The 23231-nt window shown below is 71.3% G+C and carries 19 protein-coding genes; 13 read left to right on the plus strand and 6 right to left on the minus strand.

Features of this window, described 5'->3' with window-relative positions; genetic code table 11:
- Positions 1-152 precede the first annotated feature (152 nt).
- The 4 genes from rlmN (at position 153) to IF20_RS34485 (ending at position 5566) form a co-directional block, all read left to right on the plus strand.
- A complete protein-coding gene (rlmN, locus tag IF20_RS34470; protein ID WP_052869384.1) occupies positions 153-1259 on the plus strand; it encodes a 23S rRNA (adenine(2503)-C(2))-methyltransferase RlmN in 1107 nt (368 codons plus the stop codon).
- A gap of 333 nt (positions 1260-1592) precedes the next feature.
- Positions 1593-2687 (plus strand): thiamine ABC transporter substrate-binding protein, encoded by a 1095-nt coding sequence (locus tag IF20_RS34475; RefSeq protein WP_052869385.1) that lies wholly within the window; start codon positions 1593-1595, stop codon positions 2685-2687.
- Between the two features lie 110 nt (positions 2688-2797).
- Positions 2798-4414 carry an ABC transporter permease gene (locus tag IF20_RS34480; RefSeq protein WP_052869412.1) on the plus strand — a complete coding sequence of 539 codons (1617 nt, stop codon included), beginning with the start codon at positions 2798-2800 and terminating at the stop codon, positions 4412-4414.
- 78 nt (positions 4415-4492) lie between these two features.
- Complete coding sequence (locus IF20_RS34485; protein ID WP_052869413.1) at positions 4493-5566, plus strand: ABC transporter ATP-binding protein; 1074 nt, start codon at positions 4493-4495, stop codon at positions 5564-5566.
- A 318-nt stretch (positions 5567-5884) separates the two neighbouring features.
- Here IF20_RS34485 and IF20_RS34490 read toward each other — a convergent pair whose 3' ends face one another.
- The 4 genes from IF20_RS34490 to IF20_RS34505 all read right to left on the minus strand — a co-directional run bounded on the left by IF20_RS34490 (position 5885) and on the right by IF20_RS34505 (position 9949).
- Positions 5885-7072 carry a hypothetical protein gene (locus IF20_RS34490; RefSeq protein WP_052869386.1) on the minus strand — a complete coding sequence of 396 codons (1188 nt, stop codon included), beginning with the start codon at positions 7070-7072 and terminating at the stop codon, positions 5885-5887.
- Positions 7054-7791 carry an ABC transporter ATP-binding protein gene (locus tag IF20_RS34495; protein WP_052869387.1) on the minus strand — a complete coding sequence of 246 codons (738 nt, stop codon included), beginning with the start codon at positions 7789-7791 and terminating at the stop codon, positions 7054-7056. The genes IF20_RS34490 and IF20_RS34495 overlap by 19 nt, the downstream gene beginning before the upstream one ends.
- 305 nt (positions 7792-8096) lie before the next feature.
- Positions 8097-9491, minus strand: coding sequence for an aspartate aminotransferase family protein (locus tag IF20_RS34500; protein WP_407702606.1), 1395 nt, complete (start codon positions 9489-9491; stop codon positions 8097-8099).
- Entirely contained in the window at positions 9476-9949 is a 474-nt protein-coding gene (locus tag IF20_RS34505) for an Lrp/AsnC family transcriptional regulator (protein ID WP_037773605.1), read from the minus strand. The genes IF20_RS34500 and IF20_RS34505 overlap by 16 nt, the downstream gene beginning before the upstream one ends.
- A gap of 206 nt (positions 9950-10155) precedes the next feature.
- Here IF20_RS34505 and IF20_RS34510 point away from each other — a divergent pair, with 206 nt between their 5' ends.
- Together IF20_RS34510 and IF20_RS34515 are read left to right on the plus strand one after the other, a co-directional pair.
- Entirely contained in the window at positions 10156-11619 is a 1464-nt protein-coding gene (locus IF20_RS34510) for a gamma-aminobutyraldehyde dehydrogenase (protein ID WP_052869389.1), read from the plus strand.
- Between the two features lie 169 nt (positions 11620-11788).
- The gene (locus tag IF20_RS34515; protein ID WP_052869390.1) at positions 11789-12961 is read left to right on the plus strand and encodes a polyamine ABC transporter substrate-binding protein; all 1173 of its coding nucleotides are present in this window, start codon (positions 11789-11791) and stop codon (positions 12959-12961) included.
- 51 nt (positions 12962-13012) lie between these two features.
- On the opposite strand, the gene IF20_RS34520 is transcribed toward IF20_RS34515, so the two are convergent.
- Positions 13013-14035: an adenosine deaminase gene (locus tag IF20_RS34520; protein WP_052869414.1), complete on the minus strand. Its 1023-nt coding sequence runs from the start codon at positions 14033-14035 to the stop codon at positions 13013-13015.
- A gap of 156 nt (positions 14036-14191) precedes the next feature.
- Here IF20_RS34520 and IF20_RS34525 point away from each other — a divergent pair, with 156 nt between their 5' ends.
- Positions 14192-14935: a DUF4190 domain-containing protein gene (locus IF20_RS34525; protein ID WP_052869391.1), complete on the plus strand. Its 744-nt coding sequence runs from the start codon at positions 14192-14194 to the stop codon at positions 14933-14935.
- An 80-nt stretch (positions 14936-15015) separates the two neighbouring features.
- Here the strand turns inward: IF20_RS34525 and IF20_RS34530 are convergent, their stop codons facing one another.
- On the minus strand, positions 15016-15600 hold the full coding sequence (locus IF20_RS34530; RefSeq protein ID WP_052869392.1) for an NADAR family protein: 585 nt from the start codon (positions 15598-15600) through the stop codon (positions 15016-15018).
- 251 nt (positions 15601-15851) lie between these two features.
- Between IF20_RS34530 and IF20_RS34535 the strand changes: the two genes are divergently transcribed.
- The 6 genes from IF20_RS34535 (at position 15852) to IF20_RS34560 (ending at position 23101) form a co-directional block, all read left to right on the plus strand.
- Positions 15852-17369, plus strand: a complete 1518-nt coding sequence (locus IF20_RS34535) for a gamma-aminobutyraldehyde dehydrogenase (RefSeq protein WP_052869393.1) — start codon at positions 15852-15854, stop codon at positions 17367-17369.
- 73 nt (positions 17370-17442) lie between these two features.
- Positions 17443-18714: a polyamine ABC transporter substrate-binding protein gene (locus tag IF20_RS34540; protein WP_052869394.1), complete on the plus strand. Its 1272-nt coding sequence runs from the start codon at positions 17443-17445 to the stop codon at positions 18712-18714.
- A 55-nt stretch (positions 18715-18769) separates the two neighbouring features.
- Positions 18770-19936: an ABC transporter ATP-binding protein gene (locus tag IF20_RS34545; RefSeq protein WP_052869395.1), complete on the plus strand. Its 1167-nt coding sequence runs from the start codon at positions 18770-18772 to the stop codon at positions 19934-19936.
- A complete protein-coding gene (locus tag IF20_RS34550; protein WP_052869396.1) occupies positions 19933-20865 on the plus strand; it encodes an ABC transporter permease in 933 nt (310 codons plus the stop codon). Before IF20_RS34545 ends, IF20_RS34550 begins: the two co-directional genes overlap by 4 nt.
- Positions 20865-21650 carry an ABC transporter permease gene (locus IF20_RS34555; RefSeq protein WP_052869397.1) on the plus strand — a complete coding sequence of 262 codons (786 nt, stop codon included), beginning with the start codon at positions 20865-20867 and terminating at the stop codon, positions 21648-21650. The genes IF20_RS34550 and IF20_RS34555 overlap by 1 nt, the downstream gene beginning before the upstream one ends.
- 5 nt (positions 21651-21655) lie before the next feature.
- Entirely contained in the window at positions 21656-23101 is a 1446-nt protein-coding gene (locus tag IF20_RS34560) for an NAD(P)/FAD-dependent oxidoreductase (RefSeq protein WP_407702604.1), read from the plus strand.
- Positions 23102-23231 lie beyond the last annotated feature (130 nt).

The raw sequence follows: 23231 nt of genomic DNA on the forward strand, positions 1-23231 counted from the left end.
CGTGCCGGCCGGGTGACGCACTGCACGGGACAGCTGGGTCGTCTGTGGGCCGTGCGAGGTCGGCCAATGACGACAAGTGACGGTCGAGGGTGACGGCCCCCACCCTGCTCTCACCTGGGTCGGGCTAGTTGATCTGCCACACTGGACGGACCATGCCTGCACCTGGAGAACTTACTTTTGTCGCGCCGCGGGGGGCCAAGAAGCCGCCGCGGCATCTTGCCGATCTCACGCCTGCCGAGCGCAAGGAGGCCGTGGCGGCGATCGGGGAGAAGCCGTTCCGCGCCAAGCAGCTTTCGCAGCACTACTTCGCGCGGTACGCGCACGACCCGGAGCAGTGGACGGACATCCCGGCCGCGGCGCGGGAGAAGCTGGCGGCCGAGATGCTGCCGGAGCTCATGAGCGTGGTGCGGCACATCTCGTGCGACGACGACCAGACCCGTAAGACGCTGTGGAAGCTGTTCGACGGGACGCTCGTCGAGTCGGTGCTGATGCGGTATCCGGACCGGGTCACGATGTGCATCTCCTCGCAGGCCGGGTGCGGGATGAACTGCCCGTTCTGCGCGACGGGGCAGGCGGGGCTGGACCGGAACCTCTCGACCGCCGAGATCGTTCATCAGATCGTTGACGGTATGCGGGCGCTGCGGGACGGGGAGATCCCGGGCGGGCCAGCGCGGCTGTCGAACATCGTTTTCATGGGCATGGGTGAGCCGCTTGCCAACTACAACCGGGTCACGGGGGCGATTCGGCGGCTGACGGACCCGGAGCCGGACGGGCTGGGGCTGTCGCAGCGGGGCATCACCGTGTCCACGGTGGGGCTGGTGCCGGCGATGCTGCGCTTCGCCGACGAGGGCTTCAAGTGCCGGCTGGCCGTCTCGCTGCACGCGCCGGACGACGAGCTGCGTGACACGCTCGTGCCGGTGAACACGCGCTGGAAGGTGCGCGAGGTGCTGGACGCGGCGTGGGAGTACGCCGAGAAGTCCGGCCGGCGCATCTCCATCGAGTACGCGTTGATCCGGGACATCAACGATCAGGCGTGGCGCGGGGACCTGCTCGGGAAGCTGCTCAAGGGGAAGCGGGTGCATGTGAACCTGATCCCGCTCAATCCGACGCCCGGCTCGAAGTGGACCGCGTCGCGGCCCGAGGACGAGAAGGCGTTCGTCGAGGCGATCGCCTCGCACGGGGTGCCGGTGACGGTGCGGGACACCCGTGGGCAGGAGATCGACGGCGCCTGCGGGCAGCTCGCGGCCTCGGAGCGCTGAGCGAGCGGGACGGCGGGCTCGGCCTGTCGCCCCCTGCCGGGCAGCGGGGCCTCGGAAGGCCGCAGGCGCGCTGGTACCGTGGCGTCGAACGTTCTTACCTCACCTGTGTCGAACGTTCCTACATCACCCATACCGCACACCATCCGACAGGGGAGCGCCACAGCGCTGAGAGTGCGAGCAGTGAAGCCGACGCCGCTGCCGCAGACCCTTGAACCTCGCCCGGGTCATTCCGGGTAGGAAGTTCGGTCTCCTCATGCTGTTGCGCCCCGCCCGCGGCACCGGTTCCTCGGCGCCGCGGGCGGGGCCGCGTCTCTTCCTGGCCAGCCAGGAGGAATGAAACCAGTGAGCACCATCAGGAAGGCCGTGGTGGCGGCCGTCGCCCTAGCGGTGGGCGGTACGGCGCTGGCCGGCTGCTCGACGTCCGGCGGCGGGGCGGCCGACGCCAAGACCGTCAAGCTCGTCTCCCACGACTCCTTCGCCATCTCGAAGTCCGTGCTGAAGGAGTTCGAGCGGCGCAGCGGCTACAAGGTGCAGATGATCAAGGGCGGCGACGCCGGCAAGGCCGTCAACCAGGCGGTGCTGACCAAGGACAACCCGCAGGGCGACGTCTTCTTCGGCATCGACAACACGCTGCTGTCGCGTGGGCTGGACGAGGGGCTGTTCACGCCGTACAAGGCCAAGGGGCTGGCCGGGGTGCCCGAGCAGCTGCAGCTGGACAAGGCGCAGCACCGGGTGACGCCCGTCGACTACGGCGACACGTGCGTGAACTACGACAAGGCGTACTTCGCGCGGCACCACCTCGCGCCGCCGAAGTCCTTCGACGACCTGCTGAAGCCCGCGTACAAGGGACTGCTGGTCACCGAGAACCCGGCCACGTCGTCGCCGGGGCTGGCCTTCCAGCTCGGGACCGTCGCGGAGTACGGCACGAAGGGCAAGGGCGGCTGGCAGGACTACTGGAAGAAGCTCAAGGCCAACGGCGTCGAGACCGTCGACGGCTGGGAGCAGGCGTACTACGAGCGGTTCTCCGGCGCCGGGGGCGGCGGCGGCAAGGGGGACAAGCCGCTGGTCGTCTCCTACGCCTCCAGCCCGCCCGCCGAGGTGATGGACAAGAAGCCCGCGCCGAAGGAGGCGCCGACCGGCGTCGCCACCGGTACCTGCTTCCGGCAGATCGAGTTCGCCGGGCTGCTGAAGGGCGCGGCGAACGAGAAGGGCGGCAAGGCGCTGCTGGACTTCCTGATCAGCAAGGAGTTCCAGGAGGACATGCCGCTGCAGATGTTCGTCAACCCGGCGCTCGAGAGCGCGAAGGTGCCCGAGCTGTTCACCAAGTACGGGCAGAAGATCGACGACCCGAAGACGGTGGCCCCCGACGAGATCAGCAAGCACCGCGAACAGTGGATCAAGCAGTGGTCGTCGCTCGTCCTGAAGTGACGGCAGCGGAGGAAGCGGCAGGGGAGGAAGCGACGGGAGAAGGCGGCCCGGCCGGCGCTCCGGGCGCCCGTGGTGCGGGCCGCCGCGCCACGGTGACCCGGCTGGCGCTGATGGCCCTGCCGGCCGCCTTCTTCGCCGTCTTCTTCGCCTACCCCGTCCTCACGATCGTCGGGCGGGGGCTGCGGGCGGACGGCAGCTGGCAGTGGGGTCGGGCGGCCGAGGTGCTCGGCGACTCCGGCCTGCTGCACGTGCTGTGGTTCACGGTCTGGCAGGCGGCGGCCTCCACGGCGCTCACGCTGCTGATCGCGCTCCCCGGCGCGTACGTCTTCGCGCGCTATGAGTTCCCCGGAAAGAGGCTGCTGCGGGCGGTCGTCACCGTGCCGTTCGTGCTGCCCACCGTCGTCGTCGGCTCCGCCTTCCTCGCGCTCGTCGGCCGCGGCGGGCTCCTGGACGACCTGTGGGGCGTACGGCTGGACACCTCGGTCTGGGCGATCCTGCTCGCGCACGTCTTCTTCAACTACGCGGTGGTCGTACGGACCGTGGGCGGGCTCTGGGGCGCGCTGGACCCGCGCCAGGAGGAGGCCGCGCGGGTGCTGGGCGCCGGGCGGCTCGCTGCCTGGCGGCGGGTGACGCTGCCCGCGCTCGCGCCCGCCGTGGCGGCCGCGGCGCTGATGGTCTTCCTCTTCACCTTCACCTCGTTCGGCATCGTGCAGATCCTCGGGGGCCCGCGCTTCGCCACCCTCGAAGTGGAGATCTACCGGCAGACCGCCGACTTCCTGGACCTGCCGACCGCCGCGGTGCTCACCCTCCTCCAGTTCGCCGCGGTCCTCGCCCTGCTCGGGCTGCACGCGTGGACGGTCCGGCGCCGCGAGAGCGCGCTGAAGCTCGTTGACGCCGCGCGCACGGCGCGCCGGCCGCGCGGGGCCGGGCAGTGGGCGCTGCTGTGGAGCACGCTCGCGGTGATCGCCGTCCTGCTGGTGCTGCCGCTCGCGGTGCTGGTCGAACGGTCCTTCGCCGGGCCCGACGGCCACGGCCTGGTCTTCTATCGGGCGTTGCGGGCCGCGGCCGGCGCCGACTCGACGTTCACCGTGCCGCCGCTGACCGCCCTGTGGAACTCGCTGGCGTACGCGGTGGCCGCGACCGCCGTCGCCGTCCTCGTGGGCGGGCTGGCCGCCGCGGCGCTGGCGCGGCGGGGCGGCGGCCGGCTCGTCCGCGGCTTCGACGCGCTGCTCATGCTGCCGCTCGGCGTCTCCGCCGTGACGGTCGGCTTCGGCTTCCTGATCGCGCTGGACGAGCCGCCGCTGAACCTGCGTGCCTCGTGGTGGCTGGTGCCGCTGGCGCAGGCGCTGGTGGGCGTGGTGTTCGTCGTACGGACCATGCTGCCGGTGCTGCGCGCGGTGGACGGCCGGCTGCGCGAGGCGGCGGCGGTGCTGGGGGCCACGCCCTGGCAGGTGTGGCGCGAGGTGGACCTGCCGCTGGTGCGGCGCGCGCTGCTCGTCGCGGCCGGGTTCGCCTTCGCCGTCTCGCTCGGCGAGTTCGGCGCGACGGTGTTCATCGCGAGCCCGGACCGGCCCACGCTGCCGGTGGCCGTGGCCCGGCTGCTGGGGCGCGCGGGGGAGCTCAACTACGGGCAGGCGATGGCCCTGTCGACGATTCTGATGGTGGTGTGCGCGGCGGCGCTGCTGGCGCTGGAGCGGGTACGCACCGACCGGACGGGAGAGTTCTAGGTGACCGAGAACCCGGCGGAAGGCGCGGAGCGCGCGGAAGGCTCGGAAGACGTGGAGGGCACGGAGGGGGCTCAGGGCGTGGCAAGCGCCGCCGCGGCCGGCCCGACGTCCGCTTCCCGGGCGTCGTTGCTGCGGCTCGGCGGCCTCACCGTGCGCTTCGGGGCGCACACCGCGCTGGACACGGTGGACCTGGACGTCGCCGAGCACGAGACGGTCTGCGTCCTCGGGCCCAGTGGCAGCGGCAAGTCCACGCTGCTCCGGGTGATCGCCGGGCTGCAGCCGGCCGATGCGGGCGAAGTCGTACTGGATGGACGGAACCTGCGTACCGTGCCGACCCACCGGCGTGGCGTGGGGCTGATGTTCCAGGACCATCAGCTCTTCCCGCAGCGCGATGTGGCGGGCAACGTCGCCTTCGGGCTGCGGATGCGCGGTACGGCGCGGGCGGAGCGGGAGCGCAAGGTCGCCGAACTGCTCGACCTGGTGGGCCTTCCCGGCGCCCAGCACCGCGCCGTCGGCTCGCTCTCCGGCGGCGAGCAGCAGCGCGTCGCGCTGGCCAGGGCGCTGGCCCCCGGGCCCCGGCTGCTGATGCTGGACGAGCCGCTCGGCCAGCTCGACCGCGGTCTGCGCGAGCGCCTCGTGGTCGAACTCCGGCGACTCTTCGGCGAGTTGGGGACGACCGTGCTGGCGGTCACCCACGATCAGGGCGAGGCGTTCGCGCTCGCCGACCGGGTCGTGATCATGCGGGACGGGCGGATCGCGCAGGCCGGAACGCCGCTGGAGGTGTGGCAGCGCCCCGCCGACGAGTTCGTCGCACGCTTCCTCGGCTTCGACAACGTCGTACCGGCCACGGTCACCGGCGAGGCCGCCGACACGCCCTGGGGCAAGGTGCCGGTCCCGGGTGGTACGGCGGAGGGAGCCTGCCGCCTCCTCGTCCGCCCGGCCGGCGTCCGCCTCGTACCGGCCCGCGAGGGCCTGCCCTGCACGGTCGCGGCGCGCACCTTCCGCGGTACGCACGTGTCCCTGCGGCTGCGCCCGGACAGCGGACCCGAGCTGGACGCGGCCTGCGCCCTCGCGGCCGCCCCGGAGGTGGGCGACCGGGTCGGCGCGGCGTTCACGTCGGACGACGTGGTGGTGCTGCCGGCCACCGACTGAGCCGCACACCGGCCGTCCCGTACGCCGGCCATGCCGTAACGCCGGCCGTCTCCCGTAGGCCGGCCGTCCCGTACGCCGGTTGAGCCGCACACCGGCCTCCCCGGCGGCAGGCCGTCTCCCGTATGCCGGCTGCCCCCGTACGCCGACTGAGCCGCCGCCGGTCATCCGTACGTCAGTTGAGCCGCCGCGGCCGTCGTCCCACACGCCGGCCGTCGTCCCATGCGTCGGCCGTCCCGTACACCGTCCCAGGAGCGCGACGCGCGGATCTCGGTCGCCGCCCCTGGGCGTGCGCCGGCTTTCCGCTCCCCGTGCCCGCTCTCAGCTTGCCAGTGGGCCCGCGGCCAGGTGGGCGACGCCGCCCGTGACCGCGGCGAGGACCACGAGCAGGACGGAGGCGCGCAGCGCCGCGGCGCGGCGGAGGAGGCCGGCGGGGGTGCCGAGGCGGCGGAGTGCTTCGGTCGTGGCGGAGCGGGCGGTGCGGGACTCCGCGACCGCGGTGAGCACGCAGAGCACCGTGCAGAAGAGCACCAGGACGGCGCCGAGGGCGGTGAGCGGGCCGAAGGAGGCGCGGCCACCGGGGCCCTGCAGGGCGAACGCGCCGGGGCCGTACACCACGTATCCCGCGTAGCCGCCGGACGCGGCCGCCATCAGGACGCCGAGGGGACGCCCCAGCCGGCGGGACTCCTCCTGGAGCACCCGGCCGGCCAGCAGCCGCACCGCGCCGCTGCGGCCCGCGCCCAGGACGCGCCCGATGAGGTGGACCAGCCCGGGCGCGGCCAGTACCAGCCCTGCGGCCGACAGCAGCCAGCCGGTCAGTACGCCCGCCTCGCCGGTGACCAGCCCACCGGGCAGCGGCAGCAGCCGGGCGCCGGGGCCGGTGTGGCCCGCCGCGTAGACCTCCAGGGCGAGACCGGCGGCGGTGAGGGCGACGCCCCAGGGGAGGCCTGCCGGGGTTCTGCCCGCGGTGCGGGGCGGGTCGTCGGCGCACGGCGCGGACGGCTCGCTCCGGCCCGGGCGGAGCGCCACGGCGGTCGCGGCGGCGGCCACCGCGGGGACGCTCGCGAGCAGCACGCCGACGGCGGCGTACGGGAGCGGGGCCCGGCCGAGGAGCGCCTCGGGGCCCAGCGGTGCGCCGCCCAGGCTGCCGCGCAGCCGCAGGAAGGCCAGCAGGCCGAGCACGCTGCCCAGGGCGCAGATGAGCACCGTCGTGGCGGCGGTGACGAGGGCGAGCCGGACCGGGCCGAGGCCGGCGGCCGTCATGCCGTCGTGCAGCCGGGCGGCCGGGTCCGTACGGGCCACGGCGACCGCGAGCTGTGCGGTGGCGGCGAGCGGGACCAGGCACCAGGCCAGCCGCAGCGCCGACCCGGCGCTGTCGCCCGGGGTGTCGACGGCGTGGCCGAGCGTGGCGAGCAGCAGGAAGGCCGTGCCGGCCGCCGCCCCGACGACCAGCAGGCGGCGCAGGTGCACCGCCGGGCGGGCGCCCCGGCCTAGACGGAGAGCGAGCACTCTTCCCTGCCTTCCGTCTCTGTGGGGCCCTCGGCCTGGCCGGCGCCGGCCCGCCGGCCGTCCACGAGGGCGAGGGTGCGGTCGGCGAGCGTGGCCGCTTCCGCCTCCTGGGTGGCCAGGATGACGCTGATGGCGTGGGAGCGGGCGGCGTTGACGAGCGTGCGGAGCACCTGGGCGGCGTCGGCGCGGTGCAGTGGCGCGGTCGGCTCGTCGGCGAACAGCACCTGCGGGGCGACGGCCAGCGCACGGGCCACCGCCACGCGTTGCTGCTGCGCCCGGTTCAGCGCTGCCGGCCGCCGTTTGGCGCAGTCCGCCACGTCCAGCCGCTCCAGCCACTCGGTGGCGGCCTGCTTCGCCGCCCGGTGGCCCTCGCCGCGCACCAGGAGGGGCAGCGCGGCGTTCTCCCGGGCGGTCAGCTCGGGGACCAGCCGGGGCTCGGTACCGACCCAGCCGAAGCGGTCCAGCCGGAGCCGTTCCCGGCTGGTCGCGGAGAGGGTGTGGACCGGATGGCTGTGGAACCAGACCTCGCCGCTGTCGGCGACGAGCTGCCCGGAAAGGCACTTCAGGAGCGTGGTCTTGCCACTGCCGCGCGGACCGGTGACGGCCAGGATCTCCCCTTCGCGCACACCGAGCGAGACGCCGGTGAGTGCGGGGCTCTGACCGTGGGCGTGGTGCAGTCCGCGAGCCCATAGAACGTCGTTGTCGGGCGGGGCCACCATCTGCGCACCTCGTGCTCGCTCGCGTCCTTCGTTCCCCTGACCGGGTGAACGACCATGGAGGGTATCGGTCACAAGCACGGTAGGTACTGCCGGGTCCCGCCATTCACCGGTCAGCACGGAAGACGGCCGAGGTTCACTCATATGGCTTGAAATGAGTGACCTCGGCCGCTGTTTGTTCCGTTGTACGTGTCCTCTGTACGTCCCCTCCTCGGGGACCGTCGAGCAGGTCGGGCGGAGCGGGTTCCGTGGCCCCGCTCCGCCCGTTCCCTCCGGTGAGGGCCGGAGGGACAGCTCGGTACCGCGGATCAGAGCTTGGCCCAGGCCTCCGTGAGGACGCCGCGCAGGATCTGCTCGATCTCGTCGAACACCGACTGGTCGGCGATCAGCGGCGGGGCCAGCTGGATGACCGGGTCGCCGCGGTCGTCCGCACGGCAGTACAGACCGGCGTCGTACAGCGCCTTGGACAGGAAGCCGTAGAGGACGCGCTCGGTCTCCTCGTCGTTGAACGACTCCTTGGTGACCTTGTCCTTGACCAGCTCGATGCCGTAGAAGAAGCCGTTGCCGCGGACGTCGCCGACGATCGGCAGGTCGTGCAGCTTCTGGAGGGTGGCGTAGAAGTTGCCCTCGTTCTCCAGGACGTGCTTGTTCAGGCCCTCGCGCTCGAAGATGTCGAAGTTCGCCAGCGCCACGGCCGAGGAGACCGGGTGGCCGCCGAAGGTGTAGCCGTGCAGGAAGGTGTTGTCGCCCTTGTAGAACGGCTCGGCCAGGCGGTCGGAGATGATGCAGGCGCCGATGGGGGAGTAGCCCGAGGTCATGCCCTTGGCGCAGGTGATCATGTCCGGGACGTAGCCGAACTTGTCGCACGCGAACATCGTGCCGAGGCGGCCGAACGCGCAGATGACCTCGTCGGAGACGAGCAGCACGTCGTACTGGTCACAGATCTCGCGGACGCGCTGGAAGTATCCGGGCGGCGGCGGGAAGCAGCCACCGGCGTTCTGCACCGGCTCCAGGAACACCGCGGCGACGGTCTCCGGGCCCTCGAAGAGGATCTGCTGCTCGATCTGGTCGGCGGCCCAGCGGCCGAAGGCCTCGGGGTCGTCGCCGAAGAGCGGGGCGCGGTAGATGTTGGTGTTCGGCACCTTGTGCGCGCCGGGGACCAGCGGCTCGAAGGGGGCCTTCAGGCCCGGCAGGCCGGTGATCGACAGGGCGCCCTGCGGGGTGCCGTGGTAGGCCACCGCGCGGGATATGACCTTGTGCTTGGTGGGCTTGCCGGTGAGCTTGAAGTACTGCTTGGCGAGCTTCCAGGCGGTCTCGACCGCCTCGCCGCCGCCGGTGGTGAAGAAGACCTTGTTCAGGTCGCCGGGGGCGTAGTTGGCCAGGCGCTCGGAGAGCTCGACGGCCTTGGGGTGGGCGTAGGACCACACCGGGAAGAAGGCGAGCTCCTGGGCCTGCTTGTACGCGGTCTCGGCCAGCTCGACGCGGCCGTGGCCGGCGTTGACCACGAAGAGGCCCGCGAGGCCGTCGATGTAGCGCTTGCCCTTGTCGTCGTAGATGTTGGTGCCCTCACCGCGGACGATGGTGGGCACGGGGGCGTTCTCGTACGACGACATGCGGGTGAAGTGCATCCACAGGTGGTCGTACGCCGTCTTGTCCGTGCTTGTCAGAGACGCGTCGGCGCTCATGGTTATCGCGTTCCCCAGGTGTAGGTCTGCTTCTTGAGCTTCATGTAGACGAAGCTCTCGGTGGAGCGCACGCCGGGAAGCGTGCGGATGCGCTTGTTGATCACGTCCAGGAGGTGGTCGTCGTCCTCGCAGACGACCTCGATCAGCAGGTCGAAGGAGCCGGCGGTGACGACGCAGTACTCGACCTCGGACATGCCCGTGAGGGCCTCTGCCACGGGATCGACGTCGCCCTCGACGTTGATTCCGACCATTGCCTGCCGCCGGAAACCGACCGTGAGGGGGTCGGTGACGGCGACGATCTGCATCACACCCTGGTCGAGCAGCTTCTGTACGCGTTGCCGTACGGCCGCCTCGGACAGGCCCACGGCCTTGCCGATCGCGGCGTACGGACGGCGTCCGTCCTCCTGGAGCTGCTCAATGATCGCCAGGGAGACGGAGTCGATCGACGGGGTGCCGTTTCTGTCACGAGTGGCCACGCCCCTCACTGTGCACGAGCCTCGTCCGTCATGCAAGCCTGATTCGGCGAAATCAGTTGTTCACTGAAGTCGACGCCACGGAATCCGTTGTTACCGGCGCGTGGGTATGTCGAAAACGGGGCTCGCATGGTTAGAGTGGGCGTCTCAACCACCGGACACCCGACACCGGTCATCTGACACCGAACACCTGACAGGAGGGGTCGCACGTGACCACCGAACTGGGACGGCTGCGCAAGCTCCGTAATTACATTGCCGGGGAGTTCCGGGACGCCGCCGACGGCCGCACCACGGATGTCGTCAACCCGGCGACGGGCGAGGTGTACGCCACCGCCGCGCTGTCCGCGGCCGCCGACGTCGACGCCGCGATGGCCGCCGCCGAAGGCGCCTTCCCGGCCTGGCGCGACCTGATCCCGGCGGAGCGCCAGAAGGTGCTCCTGAAGATCGCCGACCGCTTCGAGGAGCGCGCCGAGGAACTGATCGCCGCCGAGTCGGAGAACTGCGGCAAGCCGATCGCCCTCGTACGCTCCGAGGAGATCCCGCCGATGGTGGACCAGATCCGCTTCTTCGCCGGTGCGGCGCGGATGCTGGAGGGCCGCTCGGCCGGCGAGTACATGGAGGGCCTGACCTCCATCATCCGGCGCGAGCCGGTCGGCGTCTGCGCGCAGGTCGCGCCCTGGAACTACCCGATGATGATGGCGGTGTGGAAGTTCGCGCCGGCCCTGGCCGCGGGCAACACCGTCGTCATCAAGCCCTCGGACACCACCCCGGCGTCCACCGTCCTCATCGGTGAGATCATCGGCGACGTGCTGGCCGAGCTCGGCCACTCCAAGGCCGTCTTCAACGTCGTCTGCGGCGACCGCGAGACCGGCCGCCTGATGGTCGAGCACAAGACCCCGGCGATGGCCTCCATCACCGGTTCGGTCCGGGCCGGCATGCAGGTCGCCGAGTCCGCCGCCAAGGACCTCAAGCGGGTCCATCTGGAGCTGGGCGGCAAGGCCCCGGTCGTGGTGTTCGAGGACACCGACATCGCCAAGGCCGTCGAGGACATCTCCGTCGCCGGGTACTTCAACGCCGGCCAGGACTGCACGGCCGCCACCCGCGTGCTCGTCCAGGAGTCCATCCACGACGAGTTCGTGGCCGCGCTCGCCAAGGCCGCCGCGGAGACCAAGACCGGCGCGGTCGACGACGAGGACGTGCTCTACGGCCCGCTGAACAACGCCAACCAGCTCAAGCAGGTCAAGGGCTACATCGAGCGCCTCCCCGCGCACGCGAAGATCGAGGCCGGTGGCCAGCAGGTCGGCGACAAGGGCTACTTCTTCGCCCCGACCGTCGTCTCCGGCCTCAAGCAGGACGACGAGATCATCCAGAACGAGGTCTTCGGCCCGGTCATCACCGTCCAGTCCTTCACCGACGAGGACCAGGCCACCGAGTGGGCCAACGGCGTGGAGTACGCGCTCGCCTCCTCGGTGTGGACCAAGGACCACGCCCGCGCCATGCGGATGTCCAAGAAGCTCGACTTCGGCTGCGTGTGGATCAACACCCACATCCCGCTCGTCGCCGAGATGCCGCACGGTGGCTTCAAGAAGTCCGGCTACGGCAAGGACCTCTCCGCCTACGGCTTCGAGGACTACACCCGCGTCAAGCACGTCATGACCTCGCTGGACGGCTGACGGCCGGTTCGCCGTACGGCACCGGCTCGACGCCGTACCGGCGAACCGTGGCCGTACGACATCGAGTCGGGTGGCGTGCGGGGCGCCTGACACACCGTCGCGGGCCGGGGCCCGGCGGCAGACGATCTGTCTGTTGCCGTCCCGGCCCGCGCCGGGTGAGGGTCCTCACATGGCTGGTCTTTCGCGGCGTGCGCTGCTCAGAGGTGTCGGTACGGTCGGAATCCTGGCGGCGACGGCGGGGTGCGGGGTGCCGCCCGCGTACGTGAAGGCCGGACAGCGCGGCGCCCCCGACCGCTCGGCCGCCGACCGGACCCTCACCTTCGCCAACTGGCCGCTCTACATCGACGTCGACGACCACGACAAGCAGAAGCGGCCCACCCTGGACGCGTTCGAGAAGCGCACCGGGGTCTCCGTGACGTACACCGAAGAGATCAACGACAACGACGAGTTCTTCGGGAAGATCAGCCCCGCGCTGATGAACCACCAGCCCACCGGGCGCGACCTCATCGTCATCAGCGACTGGATGTGCTCGCGCTTCGTACGGCTCGGCTGGGTCCAGGAGATGGACCGGGACCGCCAGCCGCACGTGGCGAAACACCTCGACCCGCTGCTGCTCAGGCCCGCGTTCGACCCGGGCCGCAGGCACTGCGTCCCCTGGCAGTCCGGCATCACCGGCATCGCCTACAACCGGAGGAAGCTCGGCCGGGAGATCAAGCACACCAGCGACCTGTGGGCGGACGACCTGCGCGGCCGGGTCACCCTGCTCGCCGGCATGGACGAGGCGTTCGCGCTGCTCATGCAGGGCGAGGGCGTGGACATCACACGCTGGACCGCGGACGACTTCCACCGCATGACCGACCGGATCGCGGCGCTCGTCCGCAAGCAGCACATCCGCCGCTTCACCGGCAACGACTACATCAAGGACCTGTCCTCGGGCGACGTGCTGGCCGCGCAGGCGTACTCCGGCGACGTCATCCAGCTCCAGGTCGACAACCCCGACATCGAGTTCGTGGTCCCCGAAGAGGGCGCCGAACTGTGGTCGGAGAGCCTGATGATCCCCAACCTGGCCGCGCACAAGCGCAACGCGGAACGGCTCGTCGACCACTACTACGAGCCCGAGGTCGCCGCCGCGCTCGCCAGCTGGGTCAACTACGTCTGCCCGGTGCCGGCGGCCCGCGACGTGCTGGCCTCGTCGAAGGACAAGGACACCGCGGCGCTCGCCGAGGACCCGCTGATCTTCCCGGACGACACCATGCGCGACCGCCTCGCCATCGCCAAGGACATCGGCGCCGAGGAACGCCCGGAGTTCGCGAAGGCGTGGAACGGGATGGTGGGGTTGTGAGGAACGGCGCGCTTCCGCGGTGGCGCGCCGTTCCGGTGCCGCGCGCCGTGCTCAGGGGCGCCAGGACGCCGTGTAGGTGTCGATCTCGGCGGCGAGCCGGGCCTTGGCCGGGCCGTCCATGAAGGAGGCCTCGACGGCGTTCTTCGCCAGTGCGGCGAGGCCCGCCTCGTCCAGCCCCAGCAGCCGCGCGGCCACGCCGTACTCGGTGTTCAGGTCCGTGCCGAACATCGGCGGGTCGTCGCTGTTGATCGTCACCAGCACGCCGGCCTCGACCATCTCCTTGATCGGGTGCTCGTCGAGGGTGCGGACCGCGCGGGTGGCGATGTTCGAGGTCGGGCAGACCTCCAGCGGGATGCGGTGCTCGGCGAGGTGGGCGAGCAGCTTCGGGTCCCGCACGGAGCTGGTGCCGTGGCCGATGCGCTCGGCACGCAGCTCGTTCAGCGCGTCCCAGATCGTCTCCGGGCCCGTCGTCTCGCCGGCGTGCGGCACGGAGTGCAGGCCCTCGGCGATCGCGCGGTCGAAGTACGGCTTGAACTGCGGGCGGGGCACGCCTATCTCGGGCCCGCCGAGACCGAAGGAGACCAGTCCCTCGGGCTTGAGCTCGCAGGCGATCCGCGCGGTCTCCTCCGCCGATTCCAGGCCCGCCTCGCCGGGGATGTCGAAGCACCAGCGCAGGGCGACGCCGAGCTCGGCCTCGGCGGACTTGCGGGCGTCCTCGATGGCCTCGACGAACGCGGCGTCCGGGATGCCGCGCCGGGTGGAGCTGTACGGGGTGACGGTCAGCTCGGCGTACCGGATGTTCTGCCGCGCCATGTCGCGGGCGACCTCGTACGTCAGCAGGCGCACGTCCTCGGCGTCCCGGATGAGGTCGACGACGGAGAGGTAGACCTGGATGAAGTGCGCGAAGTCCCGGAAGGTGAAGTAGTCCATCAGCGCCTCGGGATCGTGCGGCACCTTGGAGTCCGGGTGGCGTGCTGCCAGCTCGGCGACGATGCGCGGGGAGGCCGAGCCGACGTGATGGACGTGCAGCTCCGCCTTGGGCAGGCCCGCGATGAATGCGTCGAGATCGGACAACAGTGCCTCCTGGTCGCCGAGCGTCCGGCCGACGGGTGCCGGCCGGTCGTTCATCGTATGCGGGACGGCCGGTGCCGCTCCCCGGCAGCCCCGTGACCCCCGGGCGGCGCCGCAGGGCCAGGTCTTAGCATGGAGCCCAGCCAATGGGGGAGAACGATGTCCGACAGCCAGCAGCCCGAGCCGCGCGACCCGTGGGCGCCGCCGTCCGAGGACGCGGCCCCGCCGCGTCGGGCGGGGGCCGGGGCGTCCGGCCCGCAGCCGTACGGCATGCCGGCACATGACCAGCCCACCGCCGGCGCCGGATTCGCCGTCCCGGCGCCGCCGCCGGCACCCGGGCACGACTCGGCACCCGATGCCCCCTACCCCGGCGGCCCCCGGAGCGGCTACGGCACGCCCTACGCCCCGCAGCCGTACGGCAGCGGCCCCGCCGGCGCCCCGTACGGCGGCCCCCAGCAGCCCGGCGCCGTCCCCTACGGTGCGGGACCCGCGCCGTACCCCGGCGCCCCGGGGATACCCGGGGCCGGGACCTACCCCGTGGCGGGCGGGCCCGGCACGCAGGCCGGCTGGCCCGGGCAGCCGAGCAACGGCATGGGTATCACCGCGCTCGTCCTCGGCATCCTCGCCGTCGTCTCCAGCCTCACCCTCTTCTTCGGTCTCGTCCTCGGCATCCTCGGGATCGTCTTCGGCGCCATCGGTCGGGCCAAGGCCCGGCGAGGCGAGGCGACCAACGGCGGCATGGCGCTGGCCGGGCTGCTCTGCGGGGTGGCCGGCGTGCTCGTGAGCGCCCTGCTGATCGTCGCGCTCGTCATCGGCATCAGCGAGGGATCGGACAGGTCCCCCTACGACGACTACTCCGACACCTACAACGCGGCCCCCGCAGCGCCCGGCCCGGCCCGCTGACAGCCGGCTGCCCGGCCCCGAGCGGCCCCGTTCGCAGCCCGAGCGGCCCCGTCCGCACCCCGCGCGGCTCGGCCGCTCGCTCAGCCCCGCTCCGCCGCCAGCCGCTGTCGCGCCTCCATCAGCGCGAAGCCCAGCAGGTTCAGTCCCTGCCAGTCGGCCGGGTCGGCCGCGCGGTCGTCGTCGGCGGCCAGCCCGATGCCCCATATCCGGTCCAGCGGGCTCGCCTCGACCAGGACCCGCTGCCCGGTGCCCAGCAGATAGTCGCGCAGGGCCGCGTCCTGCCCGAACTTGTGCACGCTGCCCTGGACCACCAGCGCGTACCGATGGCGCTGCCAGGTCTCCTCGTCGAAGCCGCGCACCGTCCGGCCCGCGTCCTTCGCCTGCTTGGGATGGCCGGCGCGCAGCACCCGCTGCAGCGCCTGCCGGTCGCCGAACAGCCGCGCCTTGCCGGCCATCATCCAGTGCTCCGCCGTGGGGTACGGCACGCCGTCCACAGTGAACGGTGCCGGCCACCACTGGCTGAAGCAGCTCGCCCCCAGGCTGCCGTCCCGGCGCGGCGCATGCCCCCAGAAGTACACGTACTTGTACGTACTGCCCGACTCCAGCGCGCTGCGCAGCTCCCTCACCGACCGCGGCCCGTCGGCCAGGCCCCCCTCCGTCGTCATCCCCGTCGCCCCCGCTCTCCCCGCCGTCCGTCTTCCCCGGTCCTGCACCATGCCGGGATTCTGTCAGCGGGCACTGACAACATGTCGGGCGCCGATGCGACGGATTTCGCAGAATCCGTCGCGTAACCAAAAGGCAACAACGGAATCACTTGTTGGGACCCCTCTGCTCTGTCAAGATCGGCCATCAATTCGGGAAAGAGCTACGCCCGGCAGGCCTCGCGGAAGCCCGGCCGCCGGTGGAGGAGAGCGCCATGGATCAGCGATTCGATGTCACCGAACGATTCGCCCAGGGGGCTCAGTTCATCGCGGGAGAGCTCCGCGCGGGAACCTCGGGATGCACCCAGGACGTGACCGACCCGGCGACCGGCGAGCGGGCGTACACCTACGAGCTCGCCGGCACGGCGGACGTCGACGCGGCCGTCGAGGCGGCCCGGCAGGCGCTCCCCGAGTGGGCGGGCGCCACCCCCGGCGAGCGCTCCGACGCGCTGCACCGCTTCGCCGCCGTCCTGGACGAGCGGACCGAGGAGTTCGCGTACGCCGAGTCGCTGCAGTGCGGCAAGCCGATCAAGCTGAGCCGGGAGTTCGACGTGCCCGGCTCGGTGGACAACGCCGCCTTCTTCGCGGGCGCCGCGCGCCACCTGGAGGGCAAGGCGGCCGGCGAGTACAGCGGCGACCACACCTCCTCGGTGCGCCGCGAGCCCATCGGTGTCGTCGGCTCCATCGCGCCGTGGAACTACCCGCTGCAGATGGCCAGTTGGAAGGTCCTTCCGGCGATCGCGGCAGGCAACACCATCGTCCTCAAGCCCGCCGAGATCACCCCGCTGACCTCCGTGATGTACGCGCAGGCCGCGCGCGAGGCGGGGATCCCGGACGGCGTCATCAACATCGTCTCGGGCGCCGGGCAGGACGCCGGCGAGCACCTCGTCGGCCACCCGCACGTCGCGATGACCTCCTTCACCGGCTCCACCGCGGTCGGCAAGCGGGTCGCCGAGCTCGCCACCGCCACCGTCAAGCGCCTCCACCTCGAACTGGGCGGCAAGGCCCCCTTCGTGGTCTTCGACGACGCCGACCTGGACGCCGCCGTGCACGGTGCGGTGGCCGGCGCCCTGATCAACACCGGCCAGGACTGCACCGCCGCCACCCGCGCCTACGTACAGCGCCCCCTCTACGACGCGTTCGTCAGCGGCGTCGCCGACCTGATGGCGACCGTACGGCTCGGCGACCCCTTCGACCCGGCCACCGACCTCGGGCCGCTCATCTCGCACGCCCAACGCGACCGCGTCGCCGGCTTCGTCGACCGCGCGCGGACGTACGCCACCGTCGTCACCGGCGGCGCGGCGCCCGGCGGCGACCTGGCCAAGGGCGCCTACTACCGACCCACCCTCATCACCGGCGCCGCGCAGGACAGCGAGGTCGTGCAGTCCGAGATCTTCGGCCCGGTGCTGGTCGTGCTGCCCTTCGACTCCGACGACGAGGGCATCGCGCTCGCCAACGACACCCCCTACGGGCTCGCCGCCTCCGCCTGGAGCCGCGACGTCTACCGCACCGGCCGCGCCGTCCGCGAGATCAAGGCCGGCTGCGTGTGGGTCAACGACCACATCTCGATCATCAGCGAGATGCCGCACGGCGGCTACCGGGCGTCCGGCTACGGCAAGGACATGTCGGCGTACTCCTTCGAGGAGTACACGCAGGTCAAGCACGTCATGTACGACATCACGGGCGTGGCCAGGAAGGACTGGCACCGCACCGTCTTCGGGGACCGCGGCTGAGCGCACACCGGCGCACCGCACCGTTCGTCACCTCACCGGCTGACCACCGGCCGACCTCGAAAGGCCACCCCGTATGGAGCACCTCGCGCAGTCCGAGCCACGGCCCGAGCCGCAGCCCGAGCCGCTGTCCGCGGCGGAACTGGCCGCCATGCGGCGCAGCATGACCAACGGCCGGATGGCCCTGACCCGACGGTCCCTGCTGCGCGCGAGCGGCGCCGGAGTGCTGGGGCTCGGCGGCCTCGGCGCGCTCTCGGCCTGCGGCATCCCGCCCGCCGGCCGTACCGACGCGGGGTCCTCGGCGGACCACTCGCGCCAGGAGAAGCGGGTCGCCTTCTCCAACTGGACCGAGTACATCGACGTCAGCGACGACGAGAAGCACCACCCGACGCTGGAGGGCTTCACGAAGCGCACCGGCATCAAGGTCAAATACACCGAGGACATCAACGACAACGACGAGTTCTTCGGCAAGGTCCAGGCCCAGCTCGCGGCCGGCCAGGACACCGGGCGCGACCTGATCTGCCTGACCGACTGGATGTGCGCCCGGATGATCTCGCTGGGCTGGATCCAGCCGCTGGACCCCGCGCACCTGCCGCACGCCTACACCAACCTCTCGCCCCAGTTCCGCGACCCGGACTGGGACCCGGGCCGCGCCCACTCCTACACCTGGCAGGGCATCCCGACCGTCATCGCGTACAACAAGAAGGCCACCGGCGGCCGGAAGGTCGACTCCGTCGACCAGCTGCTGACCGACCCGAAGCTCAAGGGCCGGGTCGGCTTCCTCTCCGAGATGCGCGACAGCGTCGGCATGACCCTGCTGGACATGGGCAAGCGGCCCGAGGACGTCAGCTCCGACGACTTCGACGCGGCGCTCGCCCGGCTCCAGAAGGGCGTCGACAGCAAGCAGATCCGCCGCTTCACCGGCAACGACTACCTCAACGACCTCAGCAAGGGCGACCTGGCAGCGTGTATCGCCTGGGCGGGCGACATCGTCCAGCTCCAGAACGACAACAGCGACATCGCGTACGCCATCCCGGACGCCGGCTACATGACCTCGACGGACAACCTGATGGTGCCCAACAAGGCGCGCCACAAGGAGAACGCCGAGCGGCTGATCGACTACTTCTACGAGCCGAAGATCGCGGCCCGTATCGCGGCGTACATCAACTACGTCTGTCCGGTCGACGGGGTGCGCGAAGAGCTTGCGAAGATCGACAAGAGCCTCGCGGACAATCCGCTGATCCTGCCGGACAAGGAGATGGCGGCCAGGTCGCACGCCTTCCGCGCGCTCGGCAGCAAGGAGAACAAGGAGTTCGCGCAGAAGTTCGCCGACCTCACCGGCGCCTGACCACCCGGCCCGGCCCCGCTTCCCCCCATCGACGACACCGCCCGGGAATGGATACATGACCGATCTCGCGACGACCGACAGCAGCGGCGGCGACGTCCGCCTCACCGGGATCAGCAAGACCTACGGTTCCTTCACCGCCGTCCAGCCGCTGGACCTCACCGTCCCCGCCGGCTCCTTCTTCGCCCTGCTGGGCGCCTCCGGCTGCGGCAAGACCACCACCCTGCGCATGATCGCGGGCCTGGAGGAGCCCACCACCGGCACCGTCGAGCTGGCCGGCAAGGACGTCACCGCGCTGCCGCCCTACAAGCGGCCGGTCAACACCGTCTTCCAGAACTACGCGCTCTTCCCGCACCTGGACATCTACGAGAACGTCGCCTTCGGCCTGCGCCGCCGCGGCGTCAGGTCCGTGAAGAAGCAGGTCGAGGAGATGCTCGACCTGGTCCAGCTCGGACCGCTGGCCCGCCGCAAGCCGCAGCAGCTCTCCGGCGGCCAGCAGCAGCGCGTGGCCGTGGCCCGCGCCCTGATCAACCACCCGCAGGTGCTGCTCCTGGACGAGCCGCTCGGCGCCCTCGACCTGAAGCTGCGCCGCCAGATGCAGCTGGAGCTCAAGCGCATCCAGACCGAGGTCGGCATCACCTTCGTGCACGTCACGCACGACCAGGAGGAGGCCATGACGATGGCCGACACGGTCGCGGTGATGAACGGCGGCCGGGTCGAGCAGCTGGGCGCCCCCGCCGACCTGTACGAGAACCCCGGCACCACCTTCGTCGCCAACTTCCTCGGCACCTCCAACCTGATCACCGCCGAGATCGCCGAGACGGGCGGCGAGCACCTGCTGCTCACCGCCGGGGACGCCAAGCTCCGGCTGCCCGCCGCGCGGTGTTCCGCGAGCAGCGCCCGTACGGGCGAGAAGGTGCTGGCGGGCGTGCGGCCCGAAAAGGTCGCCCTCGCGCACGCCGACGACGCGGGGTCGATACCCGAGGGCGCCAACCGGCTCCCGGGCCGCATCAAGGACGCCAGCTTCATCGGCGTCTCGACGCAGTACGTCATCGAGACGCCCGGCGCCGGCGAACTGGCCGTCTACGAGCAGAACATCGAGCGCGACGGCCGGCTGGTGCCGGGCGCCGAGGTGGTCCTGCACTGGAACCCGGCGCACACCTTCGGGCTCTCCGCCGACCAGGACATCGCCGCCGGGGCCGACGTGGACGAGGAGGCCGCGTGAGCGCCGCCACCGAGGCGCCGCCGGAGCCGGCGCCCGCGCCCGTCCTCGAAGTGCGCAAGCCCCCGGTCCGCAAGCGGCTCGTACCGTACTGGCTGCTGCTGCCCGGCATCCTCTGGCTGCTGGTCTTCTTCGCCGCGCCGCTGGTCTACCAGGCGTCCACCTCGATCCAGACCGGCTCCCTCGAAGAGGGCTTCAAGGTCACTTGGCACTTCGCCACCTACTGGGACGCGCTGGGCGAGTACTGGCCGCAGTTCGTCCGCTCGGTGCTCTTCGCCGCCGTCGCCACGCTGCTCTGCCTGGTCCTCGGCTACCCGCTCGCGTACCTGATCGCCTTCAAGGCGGGCCGCTGGCGCAACGTGGTGATGATTCTGGTCATCGCGCCGTTCTTCACCAGCTTCCTGATCCGTACGCTCGCCTGGAAGACGATCCTCGCCGACAGCGGCCCGGTCGTCTCCGCCCTGAACTCGCTGCACTTCCTGGACGTCACCAGCGCGATCGGCCTCACCGAGGGCACCCGGGTGCTCGCCACCCCGCTCGCCGTCGTCTGCGGCCTCACGTACAACTTCCTGCCGTTCATGATCCTGCCGCTCTACACCTGCCTGGAGCGGATCGACCCCCGGCTGCACGAGGCGGCCGGCGACCTCTACGCGAAGCCCGTCACCACCTTCCGCAAGGTGACCTTCCCGCTGTCCATGCCGGGCGTGGTCGCGGGCACGCTGCTCACCTTCATCCCGGCGGCCGGCGACTACATCAACGCCGAACTGCTCGGCTCCACCGACCAGAAGATGATCGGCAACGTCATCCAGTCGCAGTTCCTGCGCGTCCTGGACTACCCGACCGCCGCCGCCCTCTCCTTCATCCTCATGGCGGCCATCCTCGCCATGGTCACGCTCTACATCCGCAAGGCGGGGACGGAGGACCTGGTCTGATGCGCTGGCTCCGACGCAACGCGGTGGTGATCGCCGGCCTGCTGACGCTGGCCTACCTGATCCTGCCCAACGTCATCGTCATGGTCTTCTCGTTCAACAAGCCCAACGGGCGCTTCAACTACGAGTGGCAGCGGTTCTCCACGGACGCCTGGTCCGACCCGTGCGGCGTCGCCGACCTGTGCGGCTCGCTCGGCCTCAGCCTGCAGATCGCGGTCTGGGCGACGATCGGCGCGACCGTGCTCGGCACCCTGATCGCCTTCGCGCTGGCCCGCTACCGCTTCCGCGCCCGCTCCTCCGTCAACACGCTGATCTTCCTGCCGATGGCGATGCCCGAGGTCGTCATGGCCGCCTCGCTGGCCACGCTCTTCCTCAACATGGGCATCCAGTTCGGCTTCTGGACGATCCTCATCGCCCACATCATGTTCTGCCTGAGCTTCGTCGTCACCGCCGTCAAGGCCCGCGTGATGAGCATGGACCCGCGGCTGGAACAGGCGGCGCAGGATCTCTACGCCTCGCCGACGCAAACGTTCCTGAAGGTGACGCTGCCGATCGCGGCGCCCGGCATCGCGGCCGGCGCGCTGCTCTCCTTCGCTCTCTCGTTCGACGATTTCATCATCACGAACTTCAACGCGGGCTCGACCGTGACGTTCCCCATGTTCGTCTGGGGATCGGCACAACGGGGCACACCCGTTCAAATCAATGTCATAGGAACAGCGATGTTCCTCATCGCCGTGCTCTGCGTCCTGGGCGGGCAACTGTTCACCGGACGCCGTAAGAGGAGCTGAGAACCATGGCACGAGCTGCCATGAACCCCACCGGGCAGACCACCCGGGCCCCCGCACCGGCCGTCCACGCGCTCGCGGACGCCGCCCCCACCCCCTTCTGGCTGGACGACCCCGACCGCCCCGCCGCGCTCCCCGCCCTCGTCGGCGACGAGCGGTGCGACCTGCTCGTCGTCGGCGGCGGCTACAGCGGCCTGTGGACCGCGCTGCTCGCCAAGGAACGCGATCCGGAGCGGGACGTCGTCCTGGTCGAGGGCCAACAGGTCGGCTGGGCCGCCTCCGGCCGCAACGGCGGCTTCTGCGCCGCCTCCCTCACCCACGGCCTCGGCAACGGCCTGGCCCGCTGGCCCGGCGAGCTGAAGAAGCTCGAAGAGCTGGGCGCCCGCAACCTCGACGCCATCGGGGACGCCGTCGAGCGGTACGGCATCGACTGCGCCTTCGAGCGCACCGGCGAGATCGATCTGGCCACCGAGCCGCACCAGATCGCCGAGCTCCGCGAGGCCGCCGAGGACGCCGACCGCCTCGGCCTCACCGGGTACGACTTCCTCGACCGGGACGCCGTACGCGCCGAGGTCCACTCGCCGACCTTCCTGGCCGGCCTGTGGAACCGCAACGGCGTCGCCATGCTCCACCCCGCACGCCTCGCCTGGGGCCTGAAACAGGCCTGCCTGGACCAGGGCGTACGGATCTACGAGCACACCCGCGCCACCGCCCTCGCCGCCGACGGCACCGGCATGGCCGTGCGCACGCCCTATGGACGCGTCTTCGCGCGCCACGTGGCGCTGGGCACCAACGCCTTCCCCCACCTGGTCCGCCGGGTCCGCCCCTACGTCGTCCCGGTCTACGACCACGCGCTGATGACCGAGCCGCTGAGCGCCGAGCAGCTCGCCGCCCTCGGCTGGAAGAACCGGCAGGGCCTGTCCGACAGCAACAACCACTTCCACTACTTCCGCCTCACCGCCGACCACCGCATCCTGTGGGGCGGCTACGACATCGTCTACCGGTACGGCGGCGGCGTCCGCGCCGAGTACGACCACCACCCGGCGACGTACGAGAAGCTCGCCCGCCACTTCTTCCAGTGCTTCCCGCAGCTGGAGGGCGTCCGCTTCAGCCACGCCTGGGGCGGTGCGATCGACACCTGCTCCCGCTTCTCGGCATTCTTCGGCACCGCGCACGGCGGCCGGGTCGCCTACGCCGCGGGCTACACGGGCCTGGGCGTCGGCGCCACCCGCTTCGGCGCCGACGTGATGCTCGACCTGCTCTCCGGGGAGCGCACCGAGCGCACGGAGCTGGAGATGGTCCGCACGAAGCCGCTGCCCTTCCCGCCGGAACCGCTGCGCTGGGCGGGCATCGGCATCACCCAGTGGTCGATGAGCCGGGCCGACGCACGGGGCGGCAGGCGGAACCTCTGGCTGAAGGCGATGGACAAGGTGGGCCTGGGCTTCGACAGCTGACGGCCGTAGCCCTTCGACAACCGTCCTCCTTCGACAGCCGTCCTCCTTCGAGGGCCGTCTCCTTTCCGGCGCGGGCGTGCCCTGTGGGTGCGCCCGCGCACCCCTTCGGGGCGGGCGGTGTGCCACACCA

It is taken from the genome of Streptomyces niger (genome assembly GCF_000718305.1).
In the GTDB taxonomy this organism is placed as follows: Bacteria; Actinomycetota; Actinomycetes; order Streptomycetales; family Streptomycetaceae; genus Streptomyces; species Streptomyces niger.

Excerpts from the sequence above, each read along its gene's own strand:
- rlmN (WP_052869384.1), top strand. The coding sequence starts at position 153 with ATGCCTGCACCTGGAGAACTTACTTTTGTCGCGCCGCGGGGGGCCAAG.
- IF20_RS34475 (WP_052869385.1), top strand. The coding sequence starts at position 1,593 with ATGAAACCAGTGAGCACCATCAGGAAGGCCGTGGTGGCGGCCGTCGCC.
- IF20_RS34480 (WP_052869412.1), top strand. The coding sequence starts at position 2,798 with ATGGCCCTGCCGGCCGCCTTCTTCGCCGTCTTCTTCGCCTACCCCGTC.
- IF20_RS34495 (WP_052869387.1), bottom strand. The coding sequence starts at position 7,791 with ATGGTGGCCCCGCCCGACAACGACGTTCTATGGGCTCGCGGACTGCAC.
- IF20_RS34515 (WP_052869390.1), top strand. The coding sequence starts at position 11,789 with ATGGCTGGTCTTTCGCGGCGTGCGCTGCTCAGAGGTGTCGGTACGGTC.
- IF20_RS34525 (WP_052869391.1), top strand. The coding sequence starts at position 14,192 with ATGTCCGACAGCCAGCAGCCCGAGCCGCGCGACCCGTGGGCGCCGCCG.
- IF20_RS34530 (WP_052869392.1), bottom strand. The coding sequence starts at position 15,600 with ATGACGACGGAGGGGGGCCTGGCCGACGGGCCGCGGTCGGTGAGGGAG.
- IF20_RS34535 (WP_052869393.1), top strand. The coding sequence starts at position 15,852 with ATGGATCAGCGATTCGATGTCACCGAACGATTCGCCCAGGGGGCTCAG.
- IF20_RS34540 (WP_052869394.1), top strand. The coding sequence starts at position 17,443 with ATGGAGCACCTCGCGCAGTCCGAGCCACGGCCCGAGCCGCAGCCCGAG.
- IF20_RS34545 (WP_052869395.1), top strand. The coding sequence starts at position 18,770 with ATGACCGATCTCGCGACGACCGACAGCAGCGGCGGCGACGTCCGCCTC.
- IF20_RS34555 (WP_052869397.1), top strand. The coding sequence starts at position 20,865 with ATGCGCTGGCTCCGACGCAACGCGGTGGTGATCGCCGGCCTGCTGACG.
- IF20_RS34560 (WP_407702604.1), top strand. The coding sequence starts at position 21,656 with ATGGCACGAGCTGCCATGAACCCCACCGGGCAGACCACCCGGGCCCCC.